This window comes from Micromonospora sp. NPDC048835, from assembly GCF_040649995.1.
In the GTDB taxonomy this organism is placed as follows: domain Bacteria; phylum Actinomycetota; class Actinomycetes; order Mycobacteriales; family Micromonosporaceae; genus Micromonospora.
Genome location: NZ_JBEZGM010000003.1, coordinates 205,428 through 223,357 on the forward strand (window position 1 = coordinate 205,428; position 17,930 = coordinate 223,357).

Below are 17,930 nucleotides of genomic sequence, written 5' to 3' on the forward strand. Positions count from 1 at the left end.
CGTTCGCCTCCGTCGCGCGGTGGAGGGGGCTCATCCCTGCGGACTACGACCGGGATTCAGCGGGCGATCCAGGTCGCCCGGGCCGCGCCGAGCAGCACGCCGTCCGGGCCGTACAGGCTGGTGTGCACAAGCGCCTTGCGTCCATCGACACCCTGCAACGCCCCGGTCACCACGCACTCGTCGCCCGGCGCGGGCAGCGCGGTGACCACGGCGGCGATCCGGCCCAGCAGGTACGGGCGGCCCGGCGCGAGCACCGCCCAACCACCGGGGCAGTCCAGTGCCGCCCAGACCGTGGCCCCGCTGACCTGCTCGGGTGCGCGGAACGGCGCGGCGGTCCGCCCGTCCGGCAGTCGGCCCGGGAAGATCCGCAACCCGTCGGCCCGCTGCGGCCCGCAGACGTAACAGTCGGGGAACGGATGCTCGACCAGGCCGGGATAGCGGGCGGCGGCGGCCACCGCCGTGTCCAGGTCCACCGGGGGTACGACGGCGTCGACCACCCCGGCCGGGCGCACCTCGGCCACCAACTCGCCGGCCGGATCCCGGACCTCGCCGTCGAGCAGGGTCAGCTCGGTCTCCAGTGGTGGTGGCCGGCGCAGCGTCACCTCTACCGCCCCGCCACCGCCCGCCTCGGCGGCGAAGACCCCCGCGCTCCAGCCGCCGTTACCGGAGCCGGCCGGCCCGTTGTACTGGGATTCGATGCGCATCGTCGGCCTCCGGTGGGGCGTGCCGGCGTCGTCGCCGGGCCGTACCGCAGCCTCGCACGAGCGCGATGGGAGCCATCTGCCGGCCGGCGTTCATCCTGCCGACACCAGTGGTCCCCGTGAATGGCAACCGGGGCCCTTACACAGGTCCCATGGCCGTTCTGCATGCCGCTGACGCACCCCTGAAGACCAGCGGATACACCCTGCTGATCGCCGACGACCCCACCCAGGTCGCGGCCGCGCAACGCCTGCGCCACGAGGTGTTCGCCACCGAACTCGGCGCCACCCTCCTCTCCGGCGAGGTGGGGCTGGACGTGGACCCCTTCGACGCGTACTGCGACCACCTGATCGTCCGCGAGGACAGCACCGGCCAGGTGGTCGGCACCTACCGGCTGCTGCCGCCGGGGCGCACCACCCGGCGCTACGCCGAGGACGAGTTCGACCTGAGCCCGCTCGACCCGCTCCGCGGCGACCTGGTCGAGGCGGGTCGGTCCTGCGTGCACCCGGACCACCGCTCCGGCGCGGTGATCAACCTGATGTGGGCGGGCATCGTCCGCTACCTGCACCTGCGCGGCTCCCGCTGGCTCGGCGGCTGCGCGTCGGTGCCGGTGGCCGACGGTGGCCGGACGGTCGCCGAGGTCTGGACCCAGGCCCGGGACCGGCACCTGTCACCGCCGCCCCTGCGGGTCCGCCCACTACGGCCCTGGTTCACCGAGGCGGCCGCCGCCGGCCCGGTCACCACTGCCCCGGCCGGGCGGGTCGCGGTTCCGCCGCTGCTGCGGGGCTACCTCCGACTCGGCGCGTGGATCTGCGGTGAGCCGTCGTACGACAGCGACTTCGGGTGCGCGGACTTCTACGTCCTCTTCTCCCTGGACCGGATGAACCCGCGTTACCTGCGGCACTTCCTGGGCGGGGAGCAGCGGTGACCACCGTGCCGCGCGACCTGTGGCGGCCCGCCTCGGGCTGCGACGACGACTGCCTGCCGGCGGCCGACGAGGTGCCCACGGTGCCGGTGGCCCGCCGGGTGCTCCGGCTGGTCGCCGCGCTCGGCATGCTGCTGGCCGGGATCGTGGTGGCGCTGCTGGTGCCCGTACTTCCGGGTCGGGAGCGTCAGGCGCTCGTCAGCGGATGGGCGCGGGCCACCGCACGCGCCTTCGGCGTCCGCCTCGTGGTCCGGGGTCGGCTACCCCGGCGGCGGGCGCTGCTGGTCGCCAACCACGTCTCCTGGCTGGACATCCTCGCCGTGCTGGCGGTCGCGCCCACCCGGATGGTGGCCAAGAAGGAGATCCGCTCCTGGCCGATGGTCGGTCTGCTGGCCGCGGCGGCAGGCACGGTCTTCGTGGACCGCTCCCGGCCGCTGGCGCTGCCGAGGACCGTCGACCGGGTCGCCGACGCGCTGCGCGCCGGTCGGTCGGTGACGGTCTTTCCGGAGGGTACGACGTGGTGTGCCGGGGACGGCGCCACCGACTGCCGCCCGGGTGGGGGTTTCCGGCCCGCGACGTTTCAGGCGGCCATCGACGCGGGCAGCCCGGTGGTGCCGCTGCGGCTGACCTACCACTGTGCGGCGACCGGGTCCACCACCACGGCAGCCGCGTTCCTCGGTGCCGACACCCTGCTCCGCTCGATGGCGCGGGTGCTCATGGCCCGGGATCTGGTGGTCTCGGTGACGATCGCCGGGGCACTGCACCCGGCCCGTGACGCCGATCGGCGGTTGCTGGCCCGGGCCGCCGAGTCGGCCGTACACCTGTTGCCCACGGGTGGGGCGGCGCGGGCCCGGCTGCGGGCGGTGCCGACGGCGACCCCCGCCGTGCCTCTGCCGATGCCGGTCAGCGACCAGGAGTTGGACCTGGCAGCCTGAGCGCCCCCCGGCGCCGGGTGCCCGTGCCGGGTGCTCTTGCCCCGCGCCGGGTGCCCGCGCCTGGCGGGACCGCCGAGCAATATCCGCGCAACGTCGGGGATGTTGCTGCCTCCGGCTTGGTTGAGGCAGCAACAACAGGGATGTTGCGCGGATCTTGGTGCGTGGGCGCGGGTGGGGTCGCGACAGTCTTGTGATGTCGCGATGTATCGCGTTACATTCTCTCCTGATCGGCGTGCCTCCCGCGCGTCGTCGAGAGGGGGACGCCATGGCCGGATGGACAATCGAGAGCCCGCAGCGGCTCACCCTGGACGCTCCGGTCACCCGGCTGGACGTCCGACTGATCAGCGGGCGGCTCAACGTGGTCGCCGCCGACGGGCCCACCCGGATCGACGTCACCCAGGTCGACCGTCGGCCGGTCCTGATCGACCACACCGACGGGCGGCTCAGCATCCGCCAGGAGCGCGGTCGGGGCTGGTCGGACGTCCTGCGGTGGCTCCGGATGATCCACCGCTACCCCCGGGTGGACGTCTCCATCGCCGTGTCCGCCGACGTCCTCGCCGATCTGGGGCTGGTGGCCGGCTCGGTGGTCGCCTCCGGCCTGCGCCGGGACACCACGGTCCACGTCGTCGCCGGTCAGATCACCCTGATGGGGCTGCGCGGCAGCACCTCCGCGAAGCTCACCTCGGGGCCGGTGGAAGCCCTCGGTGTCCGCGGCGACCTCACCCTGGAGACGGTCTCCGGGGAGGTGATCCTCGCCGACAGCGCCGCCGACCGGGTGCGGGCGCAGACCGTCTCCGGGGCCATCACCTGCGACCTGGACAACCCCCGGCGCAGCGACATCGGCCTGACCACCATCTCGGGCAGCATCACCGTCCGGGTCCGGGCGGACAGCGACCTCGCCGTCCGGCTGAACACCGCCTCCGGCCGGATCACCAGCGGCTTTCCGCAGCTACGCACCTCGACGTTCCCGCTGCCGAGCAGCGAGGGGGTGCTCGGCAGCGGGGACGGTAAACTTTCGGCTTCCGCGACCTCGGGGAGCATCGCCCTGCTCGCCCGAACGGTCGACGACGACGGGGAGGGGCTGCGGTGACCACCGTGTTCAGCCACGGGCGGCTCCGGCTCTACCTGCTCAAGCTCCTCGACGACGGCCCGAAGCACGGCTACGAGCTGATCCGCCTCCTGGAGGACAGGTTCCTCGGGCTGTACGCGCCGAGCGCCGGCACCATCTACCCCCGCCTGCAACGGCTGGAGGCCGAGGGTCTGGTCAGCCACACCGCGGCCGGTGGCCGCAAGACGTACGACATCACCGACGCCGGCCGTGCCGAACTGCGTCAGCGGGCCGGCGAGTTGACCGCGCTGGAGACGGACATCGCGGCCGCCGTGGCGGATCTCTCCAGCCTGGCCGGCGAGATCCGCAGTGAGGTACGCGGATCGGTGCGCGATCTCAAACGCGAGCTGAGCGAGGCCACCAGGCAGACCCGGCGGGCCCGGTGGGAGGCGCCCGCACCGCCGCCCCGCTCGGCGTCCACGGCCGGAGGGCAGGCCGAGCTGCTCGACGAGTTGGACGGGCGGCTTGCCGCCTTCACCGGCGAGGTGGGCCGGCTGGTGCGTGCCCGGCAGTTCAGCGACACTCAACTGCGCACCGCGATCCGGCTGCTCGACGGCGCCCTCGACGGGCTGCGTCGCCTGCTGCGCTGACCGACGTTCGCCGAACGACCGGCGACTCACAGCCTTTTTCCAGGAAGCGTCCAGCGCTGGCGCAGTGACGTCACCGATGATGGGCGCATGCCGGCTACCCAGACCGAGGCGCGACTGCTCGTCGTCGAGGACGACCCCAACATCCTCGAACTGCTCTCCGCGAGCCTGCGGTTCGCGGGCTTCGACGTGGCCACCGCGACAAGTGGCAGCGCGGCGCTCCACGCCGCCAAGGACCACCGGCCCGACCTGGTGGTGCTCGACGTGATGCTCCCCGACCTGGACGGCTTCGAGGTCATCCGGATGCTCCGCGAGGGCGGCACGCGTACCCCGGTGGTGTTCCTGACCGCCCGGGACGCCACCGACGACAAGATCCGTGGGCTGACCCTGGGTGGCGACGACTACGTCACGAAGCCGTTCAGTCTGGAGGAGTTGACCGCCCGGATCCGCGCCGTGCTGCGCCGCACCACGACCGGCGAGCAGGCCCCGTCCCGGCTCACCTTCGCCGACCTGGAGTTGGACGAGGAGACCCACGAGGTGCACCGCGCCGGCCAGCGGGTGCAGCTCTCGCCGACCGAGTTCAAGCTGCTGCGGTACCTGATGCTCAACGCCAACCGGGTGCTGTCCAAGGCGCAGATCCTCGACCACGTCTGGAACTACGACTTCCGGGGCGACGACAACATCGTCGAGTCCTACATCTCGTACCTGCGGCGCAAGGTCGACACCACCCAACCCCGACTGATCCACACTCTCCGCGGGGTGGGGTACGTCCTGCGCAAGCCGGCGGCGTGAACGCGGTCCAGCAGGCGAAGGGGCGGGTGCGCAGCGTCCCACTGCGGATCAAGCTGGTCGCCTCGGTGCTCGCCCTGGTCTCCGGCGCGCTCGTGGTGATCAGCGTCTCGACCGCGTACTTCCTGCACAGCTACCTGGTCGACCAGATCGACCTTGAGCTGCGCGACTCGGCGGGCCGGATTCAGTCGATGATGCCCTCGTCGAACGTCGTCTCGCTGCCGAGCGACTACGTGGTGGTGCTGACCAGCACGACAAACGGCCAGGTGAACAACTTCGCGTACGACAAGTCCCGCTTCACGACGGAGGACCTACCGCCGTGGCCCAGCGACGCGGCCGGGTTCGAAGCGCAGGAGAAGGCCCAGGACGGCAAGCCACGGACCGTCCGCGCGCGGGACAGCTCGCTGCGCTGGCGAATGCTCTACACCGAGCTGCCGAACGGCCAGAAGGCGGCGATCGGCGAGCACCTGACCGACGTCGACTCCGCCGTGAAGCGGCTGGCCTGGATCGACCTGCTGGTCGGGGGAGCGGTGCTGATCATGCTGGCCTCGGTGGGCGCGGCGATCGTCCGGACCAGCCTGAAACCGTTGGTGGAGATCGAACGCACCGCCGCCGCCATCGCCGGCGGTGACCTGACCCGCCGGGTGCCCGACCCGGAGGAGGGCCAGGCCGAGCCGACGTCGGAGCTGGGCCGGCTCTCCCGTGCGCTGAACGCGATGCTCACCCAGATCGAGGCGGCCTTCACCGCCCGAGCCGCATCGGAGACCTCGGCGCGCTGGGCGGAGAGCACGGCCCGGAACGCCGCCGCCGCAGCCCAGGCGTCCGAGGCGCGGGCCATCCGCTCCGAGGAGCGGATGCGGCGGTTCGTCGCCGACGCCTCGCACGAGCTGCGGACCCCGTTGACCACCATCCGTGGCTTCGCCGAGCTGTACCGGCAGGGCGCGGCCCGCGAACCGGAAGAGACCGCCGGCCTGCTGCGCCGGATCGAGGACGAGGCGTCCCGGATGGGGCTGCTGGTGGAGGACCTGCTGCTGCTCGCCCGGTTGGACATGGAACGGCCGCTCTCACTGACCCCGGTGGAGCTGCCGGTGCTCGCGTCCGACGCCGTGCAGGCCGCCCGGGCGATGGCACCGGACCGGCGGCTCGAGCTGGAGATCGCGCCCGAATCGGGGCCGCTGGTCGTCTCCGCCGACGACGCGCGGCTGCGGCAGGTGATCGGCAACCTGGTCACCAACGCGCTCACGCACACCCCACCGGAGGCCGAGATCCGGGTACGGCTGCGCGCCGAACCGGGCGGCTTCGCCGTGGTGGAGGTGGCCGACACCGGCCCCGGCCTCTCCGCGGAGCAGGCGGAACGGGTCTTCGAGCGGTTCTACCGGGCCGACGCGGCCCGCACCCGACGGGCCGACGGCAACACCGGCACCGGCCTCGGCCTGGCCATCGTGGCGGCGCTCGTCGCCGCCCACCACGGGTCGGTCGAGGTGGCCGAGACACCCGGCGGCGGGGCCACCTTCCGGGTTCGGCTGCCGCTGCTGCCGCAGACTGACGGCGCGGGCGAGTGACTTTCAGCCAACTTCCAGGACGGTTCCAGGTTGATTGCAGTGCCGAGGGAGAAGGTAGTGCCATGACCGAGTTCGAGTCCGACCCGCAGCGCCGGCCGGCCCCCACCGACGCCGAGCCGTCGCACCCCACCGCCGAGCTGCCGCGCGACGAGCGCGTGCAGTCCGACTCCCCGACCACTCCCGTACCGGTCGTCCCGACCGGTGCCGAGTCGACCACGCCCGCCGGCGACGCGGGGACGACGGCCGCGACGCCCGCCGACGACGCGCCGACCACCGCCGTCACCCCGGCCGGGTACGCCGGATCCGCCGCGCCCGCTGGTCCGCCGCCCGCCGCGCAGCCGACCGGGTACGAGCCGTCGACAGGTTACGAGCGTCCGGCCGTCACGCCGTCCGCGCCGCCGTACCCCGTCTCCGGCCACCCGCAGCCCGGCCAGCCCGGCTACCCGCAGCCTGCCCCAGGCCACTACCCCGGTGCCCCCTGGTACCAGGGCCAGCAGTCCGGCTGGGCCGGCGGGGGCCAGCCGGGCATGCCGTACGCCCAGCACCAGCAGCACCCGGGTCAGCACCAGCAGCACCCGGGCCAGCCGGTCCCGCCGTGGGGCCCGCAGGTCGCGCCGCCCGGCAGCGGTCCCCGGCCCGGTCGGATCGCCAAGTTCGCCGGTGCCGGCGTCGCGGTGTTCGCCCTGATGCTCGGCTCCGGCGTGGCCGGTGGGGCGCTCGCGCTCGCGCTCGACGGCGATGGCGGCGGCATCACCCGCACCTACACGGCAGCGCCGGTGATCAACGGTGCCGACCTGCCGAAGATCGCCGCCTCGGTGCAGGACAGCGTCGTCTCGATCACCACCGACAGCGGTGAGGGCTCCGGCGTGGTGCTCAGCGCCGACGGTTACGTGCTGACGAACAACCACGTGGTCGCGTCCGCCGCGGGCGACGCCGTGCGGGTGGTCTTCGCCGACGGGAAGACCGCCGACGCGAAGATCATCGGCACCGACCCGAAGACCGACCTGGCCGTGGTGAAGGCCAACGGGGTGAGCGACCTCAAACCGGCAAAGTTCGGTGACAGCGACGCCATGCAGGTCGGCGACCAGGTCCTCGCCCTCGGCAGCCCGCTCGGCCTGCAGGGTTCGGTGACCTCGGGCATCCTCAGCGCCCGGGACCGCACCATCCGGGCCGGCGAGGGCCAGCCGCAGGACCCGACCCAGCAGCAGCGCCAGACCGTCAGCTCGATCTCCGGCCTGCTCCAGACCGACGCGCCGATCAACCCCGGTAACTCCGGTGGCGCGCTCGTCAACACCCGGGGCGAGGTGATCGGCGTCAACACCGCCATCGCGACCTCCGGGCAGAGCACCGGCAACATCGGCGTCGGGTTCGCCATCCCCAGCAACAAGGCCAAGGACGTCGCCGGCAAGCTCCAGCGCGGCGAGAAGGTCAGCCACCCGTCGCTCGGGGTCGGCGTCAACCCGGCCGAGGGTGGCGGCGCGCTCGTCGCGTCGGTCACCCCGGGCAGCCCGGCGGAGAAGGCCGGCTTCCAGCGCGGCGACGTCGTCACCCGGTTCGGCGACAAGCCGGTCAACGACTCGGACGACCTGGTCGGCGCGGTGCAGGCCGGCAAGGTCGGCGACCGCGTCGAGGTGCAGTTCAAGCGCAACGGTGTCGAGAAGTCGGTGACCGTGACGCTCGCCGAGACGGAATGACAGCCATCTGAACCTGCTTCCTCCCTCCGGCGGCGGGTGGCGGGGCCGAGGGGGTCGGCTCCGTCACCCGCCGCTCTTTTCCGCCCGGACGGCGGTTCACCCGGATCGGGTGAACCGCCGTCACCCGTCCGCCCGGCAGGTTCGGTGGGCGAGAAGTCGGCGACCGCACGCGGGAGGTGCCATGACCGAGGTGGTGGGTGTCCGCGACGACACGCGGATCCAACGCGACGTCCTGGCCGAGCTGGCCTGGGACGCCCGGGTGCAACCGAACGAGATCGGGGTGACCGTCGAGCAGGGCGTGGTCACCCTGACCGGGTTCGTGGACGGCGCCGCTCGCGGCTGGGCGGCTACCCGATGCGCCCAGCGGGTTCGGGGCGTACGGGCGGTGGCCGACGAGATGGAGGTGCGGCTGCCGGGCACCCCCGGGCGTACCGACGCCGAGATCGCCACAGCGGCGTCCCGGGCGTTGGAGTGGGACAGCTTCGTGCCCGCCGAGCGGCTGGACGTGACGGTGGCCAACGGTTGGCTGATGCTGCGCGGTGAGGTCGAGTTCGGGTGGCAGCGGCGGGCCGCCGAGGGCGAGGTACGCCGACTCGACGGCGTACGGGGGATCACCAACCTGATCGAGGTACGACCGGCGGCGCCACCTGACGCCGAACGGCTGCGGCGGGACGTCCAACGGGCGCTGCTGCGCACCCTCGGCGGCGAGCGGGTGACCGTCGAGGTGGACGGCGACACGCTGGTCCTCGCCGGGGTGGTCCGTTCCTGGTGGGAACGCGACCAGGTCGAGCGGGTGGCGTGGTCCGCACCCGGGGTGCGGGTGGTGCACGACCAACTCCTGGTCGGCGGGTGATCGTCCGCCGTGTCCGGTTTACCCGGGACGCCACCGGGAAACCGCCGCCGACCGTCTCGACCGGCGGTGCCGCCGCACCGGGGAGCAACGGGGAGGACTCACTCGTGGCCGTGAACCACCCGCCTGCGGGCCGCCCCGACGAGCGGTCGCTGCGCATCGCGATGGTGGTTCCGCCGTGGTTGTCCGTACCGCCGCCCGGCTACGGCGGCCTTGAACAGGTTGTCGCCGCCCTGGTGGACGCGCTGTGCGGGCAGGGGCACTCGGTGACCCTGTTCGGTGCCGGTGGTGACCACGGCACGGCCGCCGACGGTTTCGTCTCGACAGTCGCGGAGGTCCAGTACGAGCGGCTCGGCGAGTCACTGCCCGAGCTGGCCCACCTGGCGCGGGTGAAGCGGCTGATCAACCCGGCCGACTTCGACGTGATCCACGACCACACCACGATCGGCCCGTTGGTCGCCGGCCGCCGGGCCGTGCCGACGGTCGCGACGGTGCACGGAAACCCCGTCGGGGAGTACGGCGACGTGTTGAGCGACATCGACGCGGGCGTGGCCCTGGTGGCGATCTCGCACGCCCAACGCCGGCTGAACCCGAACCTGCCGTGGGCCGGCACGGTGCACAACGCGCTGGACATCCGCGGCTTTCCGCGCAAGCACACACCGGGCGCGGGGCCGGTGCTGTGGCTGGCCCGGTTCAGCCCGGACAAGGGCCCGGACATGGCCATCCGGGCGTGCCGGGCCGCCGGGTTGCCCCTGGTGCTGGCGGGCAAGTGCAACGAGCCGGCCGAGCGCCGCTACTACGAGCAGGTCGTCGCCCCGATGGTCGACGAGGATGTCACTGTCGTACTCAACGCCGATCGGGCGGCCACGCTGCGGATGCTCGTCGACGCCCGCTGTCTGATCATGCCGATCCAGTGGGACGAGCCGTTCGGCATGGTGATGCTGGAGGCGATGGCGACCGGCACCCCGGTGGTCGCACTCGACCGGGGTGCGGTGCCGGAGCTGGTCCGCCCGGGGCTAACCGGCCTCGTCGTCGAGCGGTCCGAGGAGCTACCCGCCGCGTTGCTCGCGGCGGATCGAATCGACCCGGAGGACTGCGTGGCGCACGTCGCGCGGAACTTCTCCGTCGAGCGGATGGCGAGCGACTACGCGCAGGTCTACCGGCGCTTCGCCCTCAGTCGGCACGGCGTCCGTGAACCGGCCCGGGTGCCGGTGCGCTGACCCGCCGTTTCGCCGGGTCAGGCCCCGGTCGCGCCCAGCTCGGCGATGGCGGCGTCGAGCCGCGCGGCGTACGCCGGACTGATGCCGCCCTCACCGAGGCGGACGGCGACCTTCGTGCGGAGCCGGGCCACCGGCGGTGCCAGCTTCTCCCGGCCCGAGCTGACCGCCACGGTCAGGTTGCGCAGCTCGTTGCGCAGGTCGAGGGCCACGTCGTCGCGGATCTCGCCGGCGCTCAGCCCGGCGCCGATCAACCCGTCGACCCGGTTGGCGGCCTCGGTCAGGGTGCCCGGGCTCGAGGTGGGCGTCGCGGTGGTCGGCTTCGTCGTGGGTGCGGGGGTCGTCGGGGTCGACGTGATCGGCGCGGACGACTCGGGGGCCGGCGGGTCGGTCGACGGGGGCGTCACCGGGCCGGTGGAGGGCTGCGCCCGGCGGCCCGGCTGCTGTTCGGGCAGCAGGGCCACCCCGGCCAGCGCCAACCCGACGGCCAGCACCAGCAGCAGCACCAACCGCCGCCGCGACCAGCCCGACCCGGTCGTCGGCTCGGCCGCGCCGACGGAGGACCCGCCATCCGATGTGTCGCCATCCGGCCGCGTCGCCACCGGGACGCTTGCCGTCGCGACGGCTGGCGGCTGCGGTGGCAGCGGCTGGGTGGGCACCCGGACGGTCGCGGTCGGGGGCTCCGCGGGCAGCGAGTGCTCGCGGAGCGTGGTGGCGACCTGCCGGGCGGTCGGCCGGTCGGCCGGGGTGCGGGCGAGGCTGCGCAGGCAGATCTGGGCCACCGCCGGGGGCAGGTCCGGTAGGTCGGCGAGGGTCGGTGGGGGACCGGTGGCGAGCGCAGTGCTGAGCTGCTCCCAGGTGTCCGCCGGGTAGGGAACCCGGCCGGTGAGCGCCTCGTGCAGCAGTACGCCGAGCGAGTAGACGTCGGTGGACGGCTGGGCCGGCGCGCCGTCGAGACGTTCCGGGGCGACGTACGCCGGGGTGCCGAAGGTCTCGCCGTCCTCGTCCTCGTCGGGTGCGCCGATCCGGGTGGCGATGCCGAAGTCGAGGACCTTGACGCCGGTGGCGGTCATCATCACGTTGGCCGGGGTGATGTCCCGGTGCACGATGCCGAGCCGGTGCGCGGCGGCCAGCGCGTCCGCGACCTGCGCGCCGACCTGGACCGCCTCGGGCCACGGCAGCGGCCCCTCGGTCAGCCGCAGCTTCAACTCCTCGCCGGTGAGCAGCTCCATCACCACGAACGACGTGATCGAACCGTCCGGGTCGACCGTCTCGCCGTAGTCGTGCACCGAGGTCAGGTGCGGGTGCACCAGCTGGGCGGCGGCCCGTGCCTCCTCGCGCACCATGCCCCGGAAACGCGCGTCGGCGGCGAGTGCCGGGGCGAGCACCTTGAGCGCGACCACCCGGTCCAGGACCTCGTCCCGGGCACGCCAGATGACCGACATGCCGCCGGCGCCGATCTGGTCCAGAAGTCGGTATCTGCGAGCCAGCAATCGGCCCGGATGCAGTGCTGCCTTCACGGATCGCACCTGCCTCAGGGGTGGGAGCGGTATCAGGTTGCGCGAATGCGATCGGCCTGTCAACGCCGTCGCCGCCGACCGTCGGTGGACGGTGCCTACCGTGCGCCGACCGCCGGCCCGACGGCCGGCGGCGGGCCCGTGCCAGGATGAGAGGCATGGCGGCGGGACCGGTGGCGTTCGTGCTCGGCGGCGGGGGAGTGCTCGGCGCGGTCGAGGTCGGCATGTTGCGCGCGCTGTTCCGCGCCGGCATCCAACCCGACATGGTGCTCGGCACCTCGATCGGCGCGGTGAACGGCGCGCTCGTCGCCGCCGACCCGTCCGAGGCGGTGACCGACCGGCTGGTCCGGCTCTGGGCCTCACCCGAGGCGAGCGAGGTGTACGGCGACTCGGTCGCCAGGCAGTTGCGCCGCTTCGCCGCCCGCACCCACCTGCACTCACCCCGGCCACTGCGTCGCCTGTTGGAGACCGAGCTGGGGGTGGACACCACCTTCGCCGACCTGCGGGTGCCGTTCCGGTGCTGCGCCGCGCACATCGAGCGCGCCGCCGAGCACTGGTTCGACAGTGGTCCGGTGGTGCCGGCGGTGATGGCGTCGGCTTCGGTGCCGGGCCTGCTCCCGCCCATGCAGATCGACGGCGCGCACTACGTGGACGGCGGGATCGTCAACTCCATCCCGATCGGCGAGGCGGTGACCGTCGGCGCCCGCCGGATCTACGTCCTGCAGGTGGGCCGGATCGAACGGGAGCTGACCCCGCCCCGTCGGCCGTGGGAGATCGCCCAGGTCGCGTTCGAGATCTCCCGCCGGCACCGGTTCTTCCGGGAGATGGCGGCGCTGCCCGAGGGGGTGGAGGTGCACGTCCTGCCGACCGGCGGGCTGAACCCCCGCGACGACACCCCGTGGGCGTACCGGGACATGGCGGCGGTGGGACGGCGGATCAGCCGCGCGTACACCGCCTCCCGGCGGTACCTCGCCACCCACCAGGAGCGGTGATGCCGCTGCCTCCCCGGTGGCTGCGCCGGCTGCTGCTCGCACCCGCCGTCGTGCTGCTCGCCTTCTTCGTGGTCACCACACTGCCGGTCTGGGCGCTGCTCGCCGCAGCCGCGTCCCCGCTGGTCCCGGGCCGTCTGCGTCCACTTCGGCTGCTCTGGATCGGCTGCTTCTACCTGGTCTGGGACGCTGCCGCGCTGATCGCGCTCTTCCTGCTCTGGGTCGTCTCCGGCTGCGGCTGGCGGACCCGGTCGCCGGCCTTCCAGCGCGCGCACTACGTGCTTGCCGGCTGGTTCCTGCGGGTGTTGTTCTGGCAGGCGCGGTGGACGCTGCGGTTGACGATCGACGTGGTGGGCACCGACCCGGACACTGCGCTACCCGGCCGACCCGAGCTGGTGCTCTGCCGGCACGCCGGGCCCGGCGACTCGTTCATCCTGATCCACGGGCTGGTCAACTGGTTCCACCGGGAGCCACGGATCGTCCTCAAGGACAGCCTCCAGTGGGATCCGGCCATCGACGTGCTGCTCAACCGTCTGCCCAACCGGTTCATCGCGCCGACCCCGGAGCGCGGCGAGGAGACGGTACGCCAGGTCGGTCACCTCGCCTCCGGCCTGGACGACAACGACGCGTTCGTGATCTTCCCCGAGGGCGGCAACTTCACTCCCCGGCGACGCCTGCGCGCCATCGCCCGGCTGCGCTCCCTCGGCCTGGAACGGATGGCCCTGCGCGCCGAGCGGATGCGCCACGTGCTCGCCCCGCAGCCCGGTGGGATGCTCGCCGCGCTCGACGCCGCACCGGACGCCGGGGTCATCTTCGTCGCCCACACCGGACTGGACCGGATGCTCACCGTCGCCGACGTGTGGCGGGAACTGCCGATGGACAAGCGGATCGTGATGCGGTTCTGGTCCGTGCCACCGGAGGACGTGCCGACCGGACGGCAGCAGCGCATCGACTGGCTCTTCGACTGGTGGGCGCAGATAGACGCCTGGATCGCCGCTAACCGGTGAGCGCGAGGAGTGCAGCGAAGCGGAGCCCCGCAGTCGCGAGCGAAAGCGAGGTCCGGTGAGCGCGAGGAGTGCAGCGAAGCGGAGCCCCGCAGTCGCGAGCGGAGGTGAGGTCCGGTGAGCGCGGCGATGCGGAGCGTAACGGTCGCGAGCGAAAGGCGGGCTCAGCGCCGTATGTCCGCGTAGGGTGCGGGCGTGGACGAGATCTGCGTGGTGACAACGGTGGTGGACGCTCGTGCGGTCGCCGACGTGCTGGCGGCCGCGGCCGTCGCCGGCAGGCTCGCCGCCTGCGCCCAGGTGGGTGGTCAGGTGGACAGCACCTACTGGTGGCGGTCCGGGATGGAGACGAGCACCGAGTGGTCGGTGCAGTTCAAGACCGCGCCCGACCGCCTCGCGGCTCTGCTGGACCAGATCCGGGTCAGCCACCCGTACGAGGTGCCGGAGATCCTGGTGTCCAGGATGGAGAGCGGCAACCCCGACTACGCCACCTGGGTGTACGAGCACACCCGATCCTGAGTACGCGCACTCTGGGTCGCGCCCCGGCCGGGTGTCGATGATGACCGGGTGGACGACGACACCCGTTACCCCTGCCCCGCCTGCGGCGCACCGGCCGACCTGAGCGCCGGGTGTTCCGGCTGCCGGCGCGCACCCGACCCGATCGCCGCCGAGGTGGTCCGGCTGAGCCGGGAGGCCGCCGAGCTCACGCCGAAGGTGGAGCAGGCGCGTCTCGCGTACACCGAGTTGGCCGGACGGCTGACGGCCGTGTCGCGGCGGCGGGCCGAGCTGGCGGCGGTCGTCCGTGCCGGGTTGGCGGCCCCGGTCGTGGCGCGGCCGGCGTCCGTGGCCGGGCCGGTGCCGTCCATCGGACCGGGTCCCGGGGTGGCGGCGGGTTCGCGGCCGGGTGCGGCGGAGGCCTCGACCCGGACGGTCCAGGGTCTGCTGTTCGTCCTCGGTGGACTGTTGCTGAGCACCGCTGCGGTGGTGTTCACCGCGGTCGCCTGGGCGGCGGTGGGGGTCGGTGGGCGGGCGTTGATCCTTGCGGCGTTCACCGCGCTCGCGCTCGGCGTGCCGCTGCTTGCGGTGCGCCGAGGGCTGCGTGGTACGGCGGAGACGTTCGCCGCGGTGGGGTTGCTGCTCGTGGTGCTCGACGGTTACGCGGCCTGGTCGGTGGACCTGGCCGGGGTGGCCGGCTGGCCGGGCAGTCGGTACGCCGCGCTGGTCGGGGGGGCCAGCGCGGCGGTCGCCGTGGCGTACGGCAGGTGGAGCGGGTTGACGGGGCCGTGGTTCGCCGCCCTGGTGGCCGCCCAGCCGGCGTTGCCGCTGCTCGCCGCCGAGGCGGGGTTGGGTGCGGCGGGGTGGACGCTGGTCCTGCTCGGGGTGGCGTCGCTGAACCTGGCCGTGCTGGCCGTGCTGCGTGGTCGGGGAGGGGCGGCGCAGCTCGTCGGCCGGGTGCTGGCCGGCGCGGGTCACGTCGGCGCGCTTGTGGGCGCGTCGGCATGCGCGGTGGTGCCGCTCGTCGGTGGTCGGGCGGGGGGCTCGCCACTGCTGGCCGGGGTGCCGCTGGTGCTTGTCGCGCTCACCGGGCTCGGTGCGGCCCGGCTCGTCGGGGGGCGGGCGCTGCGGGCGGTGGCGGCCGGGCTGCTGGTGCCGGTGCTCGCCGCCGCCCTGCTGCGACCGGTGGCGGAGTTGCGGCCGTCCCTGCTGCTGCTCGCGGCGGCGACGGTGGCGCTCGGGTTGGCCGCCACCGTGCGGCTCCTGCCGGCGACGGTCGGGGCGGCAGCGGACGGTGGTGGCGGTCGGTGGACCGGCCCGCGGGCCGGTGCGCTGTTCGTCGCGGCGGGCACGGCGCAGGTCACCGTGCTGATCACCATCGGGCTGGCGGTCGCCGCCGTCGGCCGGTCGCTGCCGCCGTGGGACGGGGCCGGGACGGGGCCGGACCTGCGCTGGGGCTGGCAACTGGCACCTGCGGTGGCGCTGGCGATCGGCGCGACGGCGCTCCTGCTGCCCCGTACCGTGCGGGGGGTGCTCGGCACGGCCGGTGCGGTGGCGGTGCTGTTCGCCGCCCCGGCCGGCTGGACGGCCGCCTGGCCGCAGGTGGTGGCCATCGACCTGATCGGCGGAGTCACGCTGCTGCTCGCCGTGCTGGCCCGCCCCGGCGCCGCGCCTGTCGCTCTGCGCACCCGGGCGCTCGGCGGGGCCGCCCTGCTCGGGCACGGGCTGCTGGTGGCCCTTGCCGCCCCCGTCGGTGCTCTGGTGGCGCTCGGCGTGCTCGCCGTGGTCGGGCTGGCGCTGGCCGTACCACGGGGGGCCGGGGCGTACCGGGAGGTGGCCGGCGTGGGTCTGCTGGCCGGGCAGCTCGCGCTGCCCGGGATCGCGGCGGTGGCGCTGTTCGCCACGGGCGCACCGCCCTGGTGGCAGGCGCGGCTCGCGCTGGCCGCCGCCGGGCTGTCGCTTGTCGCGGCGCTGGCGGCACGTCGCCACCGCGGGGAGCTGATCGGGTACGCGGTGACCGGCGCGGTCGTCGCGGTGATCGTGCCCGGCCTCGCGCCGCTGGTCGTGGCGGGGGACGAGCCGCTCGTGCTGTACGCCGCGCTGGGGGCGCTGGGCCTCGCGGTCGTCGGCTACCTGCTGGCGTCGCCCAGTGCCCCCGGCCAGGTGGCTCTCGGAGACCGGTCGGCCGCCGGCGGACGTGGGTCGGCCTGGTCGGCGTTGGTGTTGGCGGCGGGCGGAACGCTCGCCGCGGTCGCCGTCCTGGCGGCGCTGCCGACGGTGCTGGCCGCGCTCGTGTCGCCTCCCGGCGGCCGGGGTCGGGTGTGGTCGGGGGTGCCGACCGTCGTCGCCGACCCGTCGGTGCTCCCGGTCGGGTTGGCGCTTGTCGTGCTGGCGGTGGCCGCAGCGCTGGCCGGACGACGGGCCGGTGCGCCGGTGCCGGCCGTGCTGCCGTTCGTCGCGGCGGCGCTGCCCGTGCTGCTCGTCGCGATCGGCGCGCCGTGGCCGGTGCTGCCGACCGCCGTCCTGCTCGCCGGCCTGACCGCGCTGCTGTTCACCGCGCTTGCCGCGACCCGTCCGGCGCTCACGCCGGTCGCCGCGCCGGTGGGCGTGGTGCTGGTGGCCTCCGGGGTGCTCGGCCTGCTGGCCACCCGGGCCGGGACGCTCGCGGCCGAGGGGGTGCTGCTGGTGGCGGCGGTCGTGGTCGCCGTCGGGGCGCGCAGGTTCGAGGTACGGGTCACCGGTGCGCTCGCCGCCGTCGGCGCGGCGTCCGCGCTCGCGGTGACCGCCCCGCTCGCCGGTGGGCTGCCGCTGCGGGCTGCCGCGTACCCGCTGCTGGCGGTGGCCGCGCTGGTGCTGGCCGCCGCCGCGCTCACTCCGGCGGGGATCCGCCTGGGACGCGTCCTGGACGCCGCCGCGCAGGCCGTCGCGCTGGTGGCGGCGGTGCTCGCCGTCGACGTGGCACGGCACCTCGCCACCGTCCTCGTGCTCTGGGGCATCGCCGTCGCGCTGCGGCTGCTGCGCAGGGGGGAGCCGGCCGGTCGGCGGTGGGCGTTCGCCGGGATCGCCGCCGGCAGCGAACTGCTCGGGGCCTGGGTGCTGCTGGCCGCCGGCGGGGTGACCGTGCTGGAGGCGTACACCCTGCCGGCCGCGGCCCTCGCCGTCGGCGCGGGGCTGCTGGCGCTGCGTACCCGGCCAGGGCTGACCAGTTGGCCGGCTCTCGGCCCAGGGCTGATCGCGGCCCTGCTGCCCAGCCTCGTGTCGGTGCTTGTCGGGCCGGACCCGCAGCCGTGGCGGCGACTGCTCCTCGGCGCGGCGGCGACCGGCGCGGTGCTGGCCGGCGCGACCCGCCGCTGGCAGGCGCCGGTGCTGCTCGGCGGCGGTGTGCTGACGCTGCTGGCGCTGCACGAGGTGGCCCGGGGCTGGGACCTGCTGCCCCGGTGGATCTACCTGGGGGTCGGCGGGCTGGCGCTGGTGGGGCTCGCCGCCACGTACGAGCGGCGGCGACGTGACCTGGCCCGACTGCGCGCCGCGGTGGGCCGGCTCGGCTGAGCCGAACCCGTAG

15 protein-coding genes are annotated in these 17,930 nt (G+C 74.3%); 13 read left to right on the forward strand and 2 right to left on the reverse strand.

Annotation, left to right across the window (positions count from 1 at the left end):
* Positions 1 to 56: 56 nt before the first annotated feature.
* Positions 57 to 704 (reverse strand): hypothetical protein, encoded by a 648-nt coding sequence (locus AB0C15_RS05715; protein WP_357349031.1) that lies wholly within the window; start codon positions 702 to 704, stop codon positions 57 to 59.
* 149 nt (positions 705 to 853) lie between these two features.
* Between AB0C15_RS05715 and AB0C15_RS05720 the strand changes: the two genes are divergently transcribed.
* From AB0C15_RS05720 to AB0C15_RS05760, 9 genes are all read left to right on the forward strand, one after another.
* Positions 854 to 1,627, forward strand: coding sequence for a GNAT family N-acyltransferase (locus tag AB0C15_RS05720; protein ID WP_357349033.1), 774 nt, complete (start codon positions 854 to 856; stop codon positions 1,625 to 1,627).
* Complete coding sequence (locus tag AB0C15_RS05725; protein ID WP_357349036.1) at positions 1,624 to 2,559, forward strand: lysophospholipid acyltransferase family protein; 936 nt, start codon at positions 1,624 to 1,626, stop codon at positions 2,557 to 2,559. The genes AB0C15_RS05720 and AB0C15_RS05725 overlap by 4 nt, the downstream gene beginning before the upstream one ends.
* Before the next feature lie 265 nt (positions 2,560 to 2,824).
* Positions 2,825 to 3,649, forward strand: a complete 825-nt coding sequence (locus tag AB0C15_RS05730; RefSeq protein ID WP_357349038.1) for a DUF4097 family beta strand repeat-containing protein — start codon at positions 2,825 to 2,827, stop codon at positions 3,647 to 3,649.
* A complete protein-coding gene (locus AB0C15_RS05735; protein ID WP_357349040.1) occupies positions 3,646 to 4,257 on the forward strand; it encodes a PadR family transcriptional regulator in 612 nt (203 codons plus the stop codon). Before AB0C15_RS05730 ends, AB0C15_RS05735 begins: the two co-directional genes overlap by 4 nt.
* Before the next feature lie 87 nt (positions 4,258 to 4,344).
* Complete coding sequence (locus tag AB0C15_RS05740; protein WP_110561683.1) at positions 4,345 to 5,046, forward strand: response regulator transcription factor; 702 nt, start codon at positions 4,345 to 4,347, stop codon at positions 5,044 to 5,046.
* Positions 5,043 to 6,605 carry an ATP-binding protein gene (locus tag AB0C15_RS05745; protein WP_357349043.1) on the forward strand — a complete coding sequence of 521 codons (1,563 nt, stop codon included), beginning with the start codon at positions 5,043 to 5,045 and terminating at the stop codon, positions 6,603 to 6,605. Before AB0C15_RS05740 ends, AB0C15_RS05745 begins: the two co-directional genes overlap by 4 nt.
* A gap of 62 nt (positions 6,606 to 6,667) precedes the next feature.
* Positions 6,668 to 8,299, forward strand: a complete 1,632-nt coding sequence (locus tag AB0C15_RS05750; protein ID WP_357349045.1) for a trypsin-like peptidase domain-containing protein — start codon at positions 6,668 to 6,670, stop codon at positions 8,297 to 8,299.
* A 181-nt stretch (positions 8,300 to 8,480) separates the two neighbouring features.
* Positions 8,481 to 9,152 carry a BON domain-containing protein gene (locus AB0C15_RS05755; RefSeq protein WP_357349047.1) on the forward strand — a complete coding sequence of 224 codons (672 nt, stop codon included), beginning with the start codon at positions 8,481 to 8,483 and terminating at the stop codon, positions 9,150 to 9,152.
* 161 nt (positions 9,153 to 9,313) lie between these two features.
* Complete coding sequence (locus tag AB0C15_RS05760; RefSeq protein WP_357349334.1) at positions 9,314 to 10,369, forward strand: glycosyltransferase family 4 protein; 1,056 nt, start codon at positions 9,314 to 9,316, stop codon at positions 10,367 to 10,369.
* A gap of 17 nt (positions 10,370 to 10,386) precedes the next feature.
* Here the strand turns inward: AB0C15_RS05760 and AB0C15_RS05765 are convergent, their stop codons facing one another.
* Complete coding sequence (locus tag AB0C15_RS05765; protein ID WP_357349049.1) at positions 10,387 to 11,886, reverse strand: protein kinase; 1,500 nt, start codon at positions 11,884 to 11,886, stop codon at positions 10,387 to 10,389.
* A gap of 155 nt (positions 11,887 to 12,041) precedes the next feature.
* Between AB0C15_RS05765 and AB0C15_RS05770 the strand changes: the two genes are divergently transcribed.
* The 4 genes from AB0C15_RS05770 (at position 12,042) to AB0C15_RS05785 (ending at position 17,917) form a co-directional block, all read left to right on the forward strand.
* Entirely contained in the window at positions 12,042 to 12,875 is an 834-nt protein-coding gene (locus tag AB0C15_RS05770; protein ID WP_357349051.1) for a patatin-like phospholipase family protein, read from the forward strand.
* Entirely contained in the window at positions 12,875 to 13,879 is a 1,005-nt protein-coding gene (locus AB0C15_RS05775) for a 1-acyl-sn-glycerol-3-phosphate acyltransferase (protein WP_357349053.1), read from the forward strand. Before AB0C15_RS05770 ends, AB0C15_RS05775 begins: the two co-directional genes overlap by 1 nt.
* Before the next feature lie 192 nt (positions 13,880 to 14,071).
* Complete coding sequence (gene cutA / locus AB0C15_RS05780; RefSeq protein ID WP_357349055.1) at positions 14,072 to 14,392, forward strand: divalent-cation tolerance protein CutA; 321 nt, start codon at positions 14,072 to 14,074, stop codon at positions 14,390 to 14,392.
* Between the two features lie 48 nt (positions 14,393 to 14,440).
* Positions 14,441 to 17,917: a hypothetical protein gene (locus AB0C15_RS05785; protein WP_357349057.1), complete on the forward strand. Its 3,477-nt coding sequence runs from the start codon at positions 14,441 to 14,443 to the stop codon at positions 17,915 to 17,917.
* The last annotated feature ends 13 nt before the right edge of the window (positions 17,918 to 17,930 follow it).

Coding starts and splice junctions, on each gene's coding strand:
- AB0C15_RS05715 (WP_357349031.1), bottom strand. CDS start 704: ATGCGCATCGAATCCCAGTACAACGGGCCGGCCGGCTCCGGTAACGGC.
- AB0C15_RS05720 (WP_357349033.1), top strand. CDS start 854: ATGGCCGTTCTGCATGCCGCTGACGCACCCCTGAAGACCAGCGGATAC.
- AB0C15_RS05730 (WP_357349038.1), top strand. CDS start 2,825: ATGGCCGGATGGACAATCGAGAGCCCGCAGCGGCTCACCCTGGACGCT.
- AB0C15_RS05740 (WP_110561683.1), top strand. CDS start 4,345: ATGCCGGCTACCCAGACCGAGGCGCGACTGCTCGTCGTCGAGGACGAC.
- AB0C15_RS05750 (WP_357349045.1), top strand. CDS start 6,668: ATGACCGAGTTCGAGTCCGACCCGCAGCGCCGGCCGGCCCCCACCGAC.
- AB0C15_RS05755 (WP_357349047.1), top strand. CDS start 8,481: ATGACCGAGGTGGTGGGTGTCCGCGACGACACGCGGATCCAACGCGAC.
- AB0C15_RS05760 (WP_357349334.1), top strand. CDS start 9,314: ATGGTGGTTCCGCCGTGGTTGTCCGTACCGCCGCCCGGCTACGGCGGC.
- AB0C15_RS05770 (WP_357349051.1), top strand. CDS start 12,042: ATGGCGGCGGGACCGGTGGCGTTCGTGCTCGGCGGCGGGGGAGTGCTC.
- AB0C15_RS05775 (WP_357349053.1), top strand. CDS start 12,875: ATGCCGCTGCCTCCCCGGTGGCTGCGCCGGCTGCTGCTCGCACCCGCC.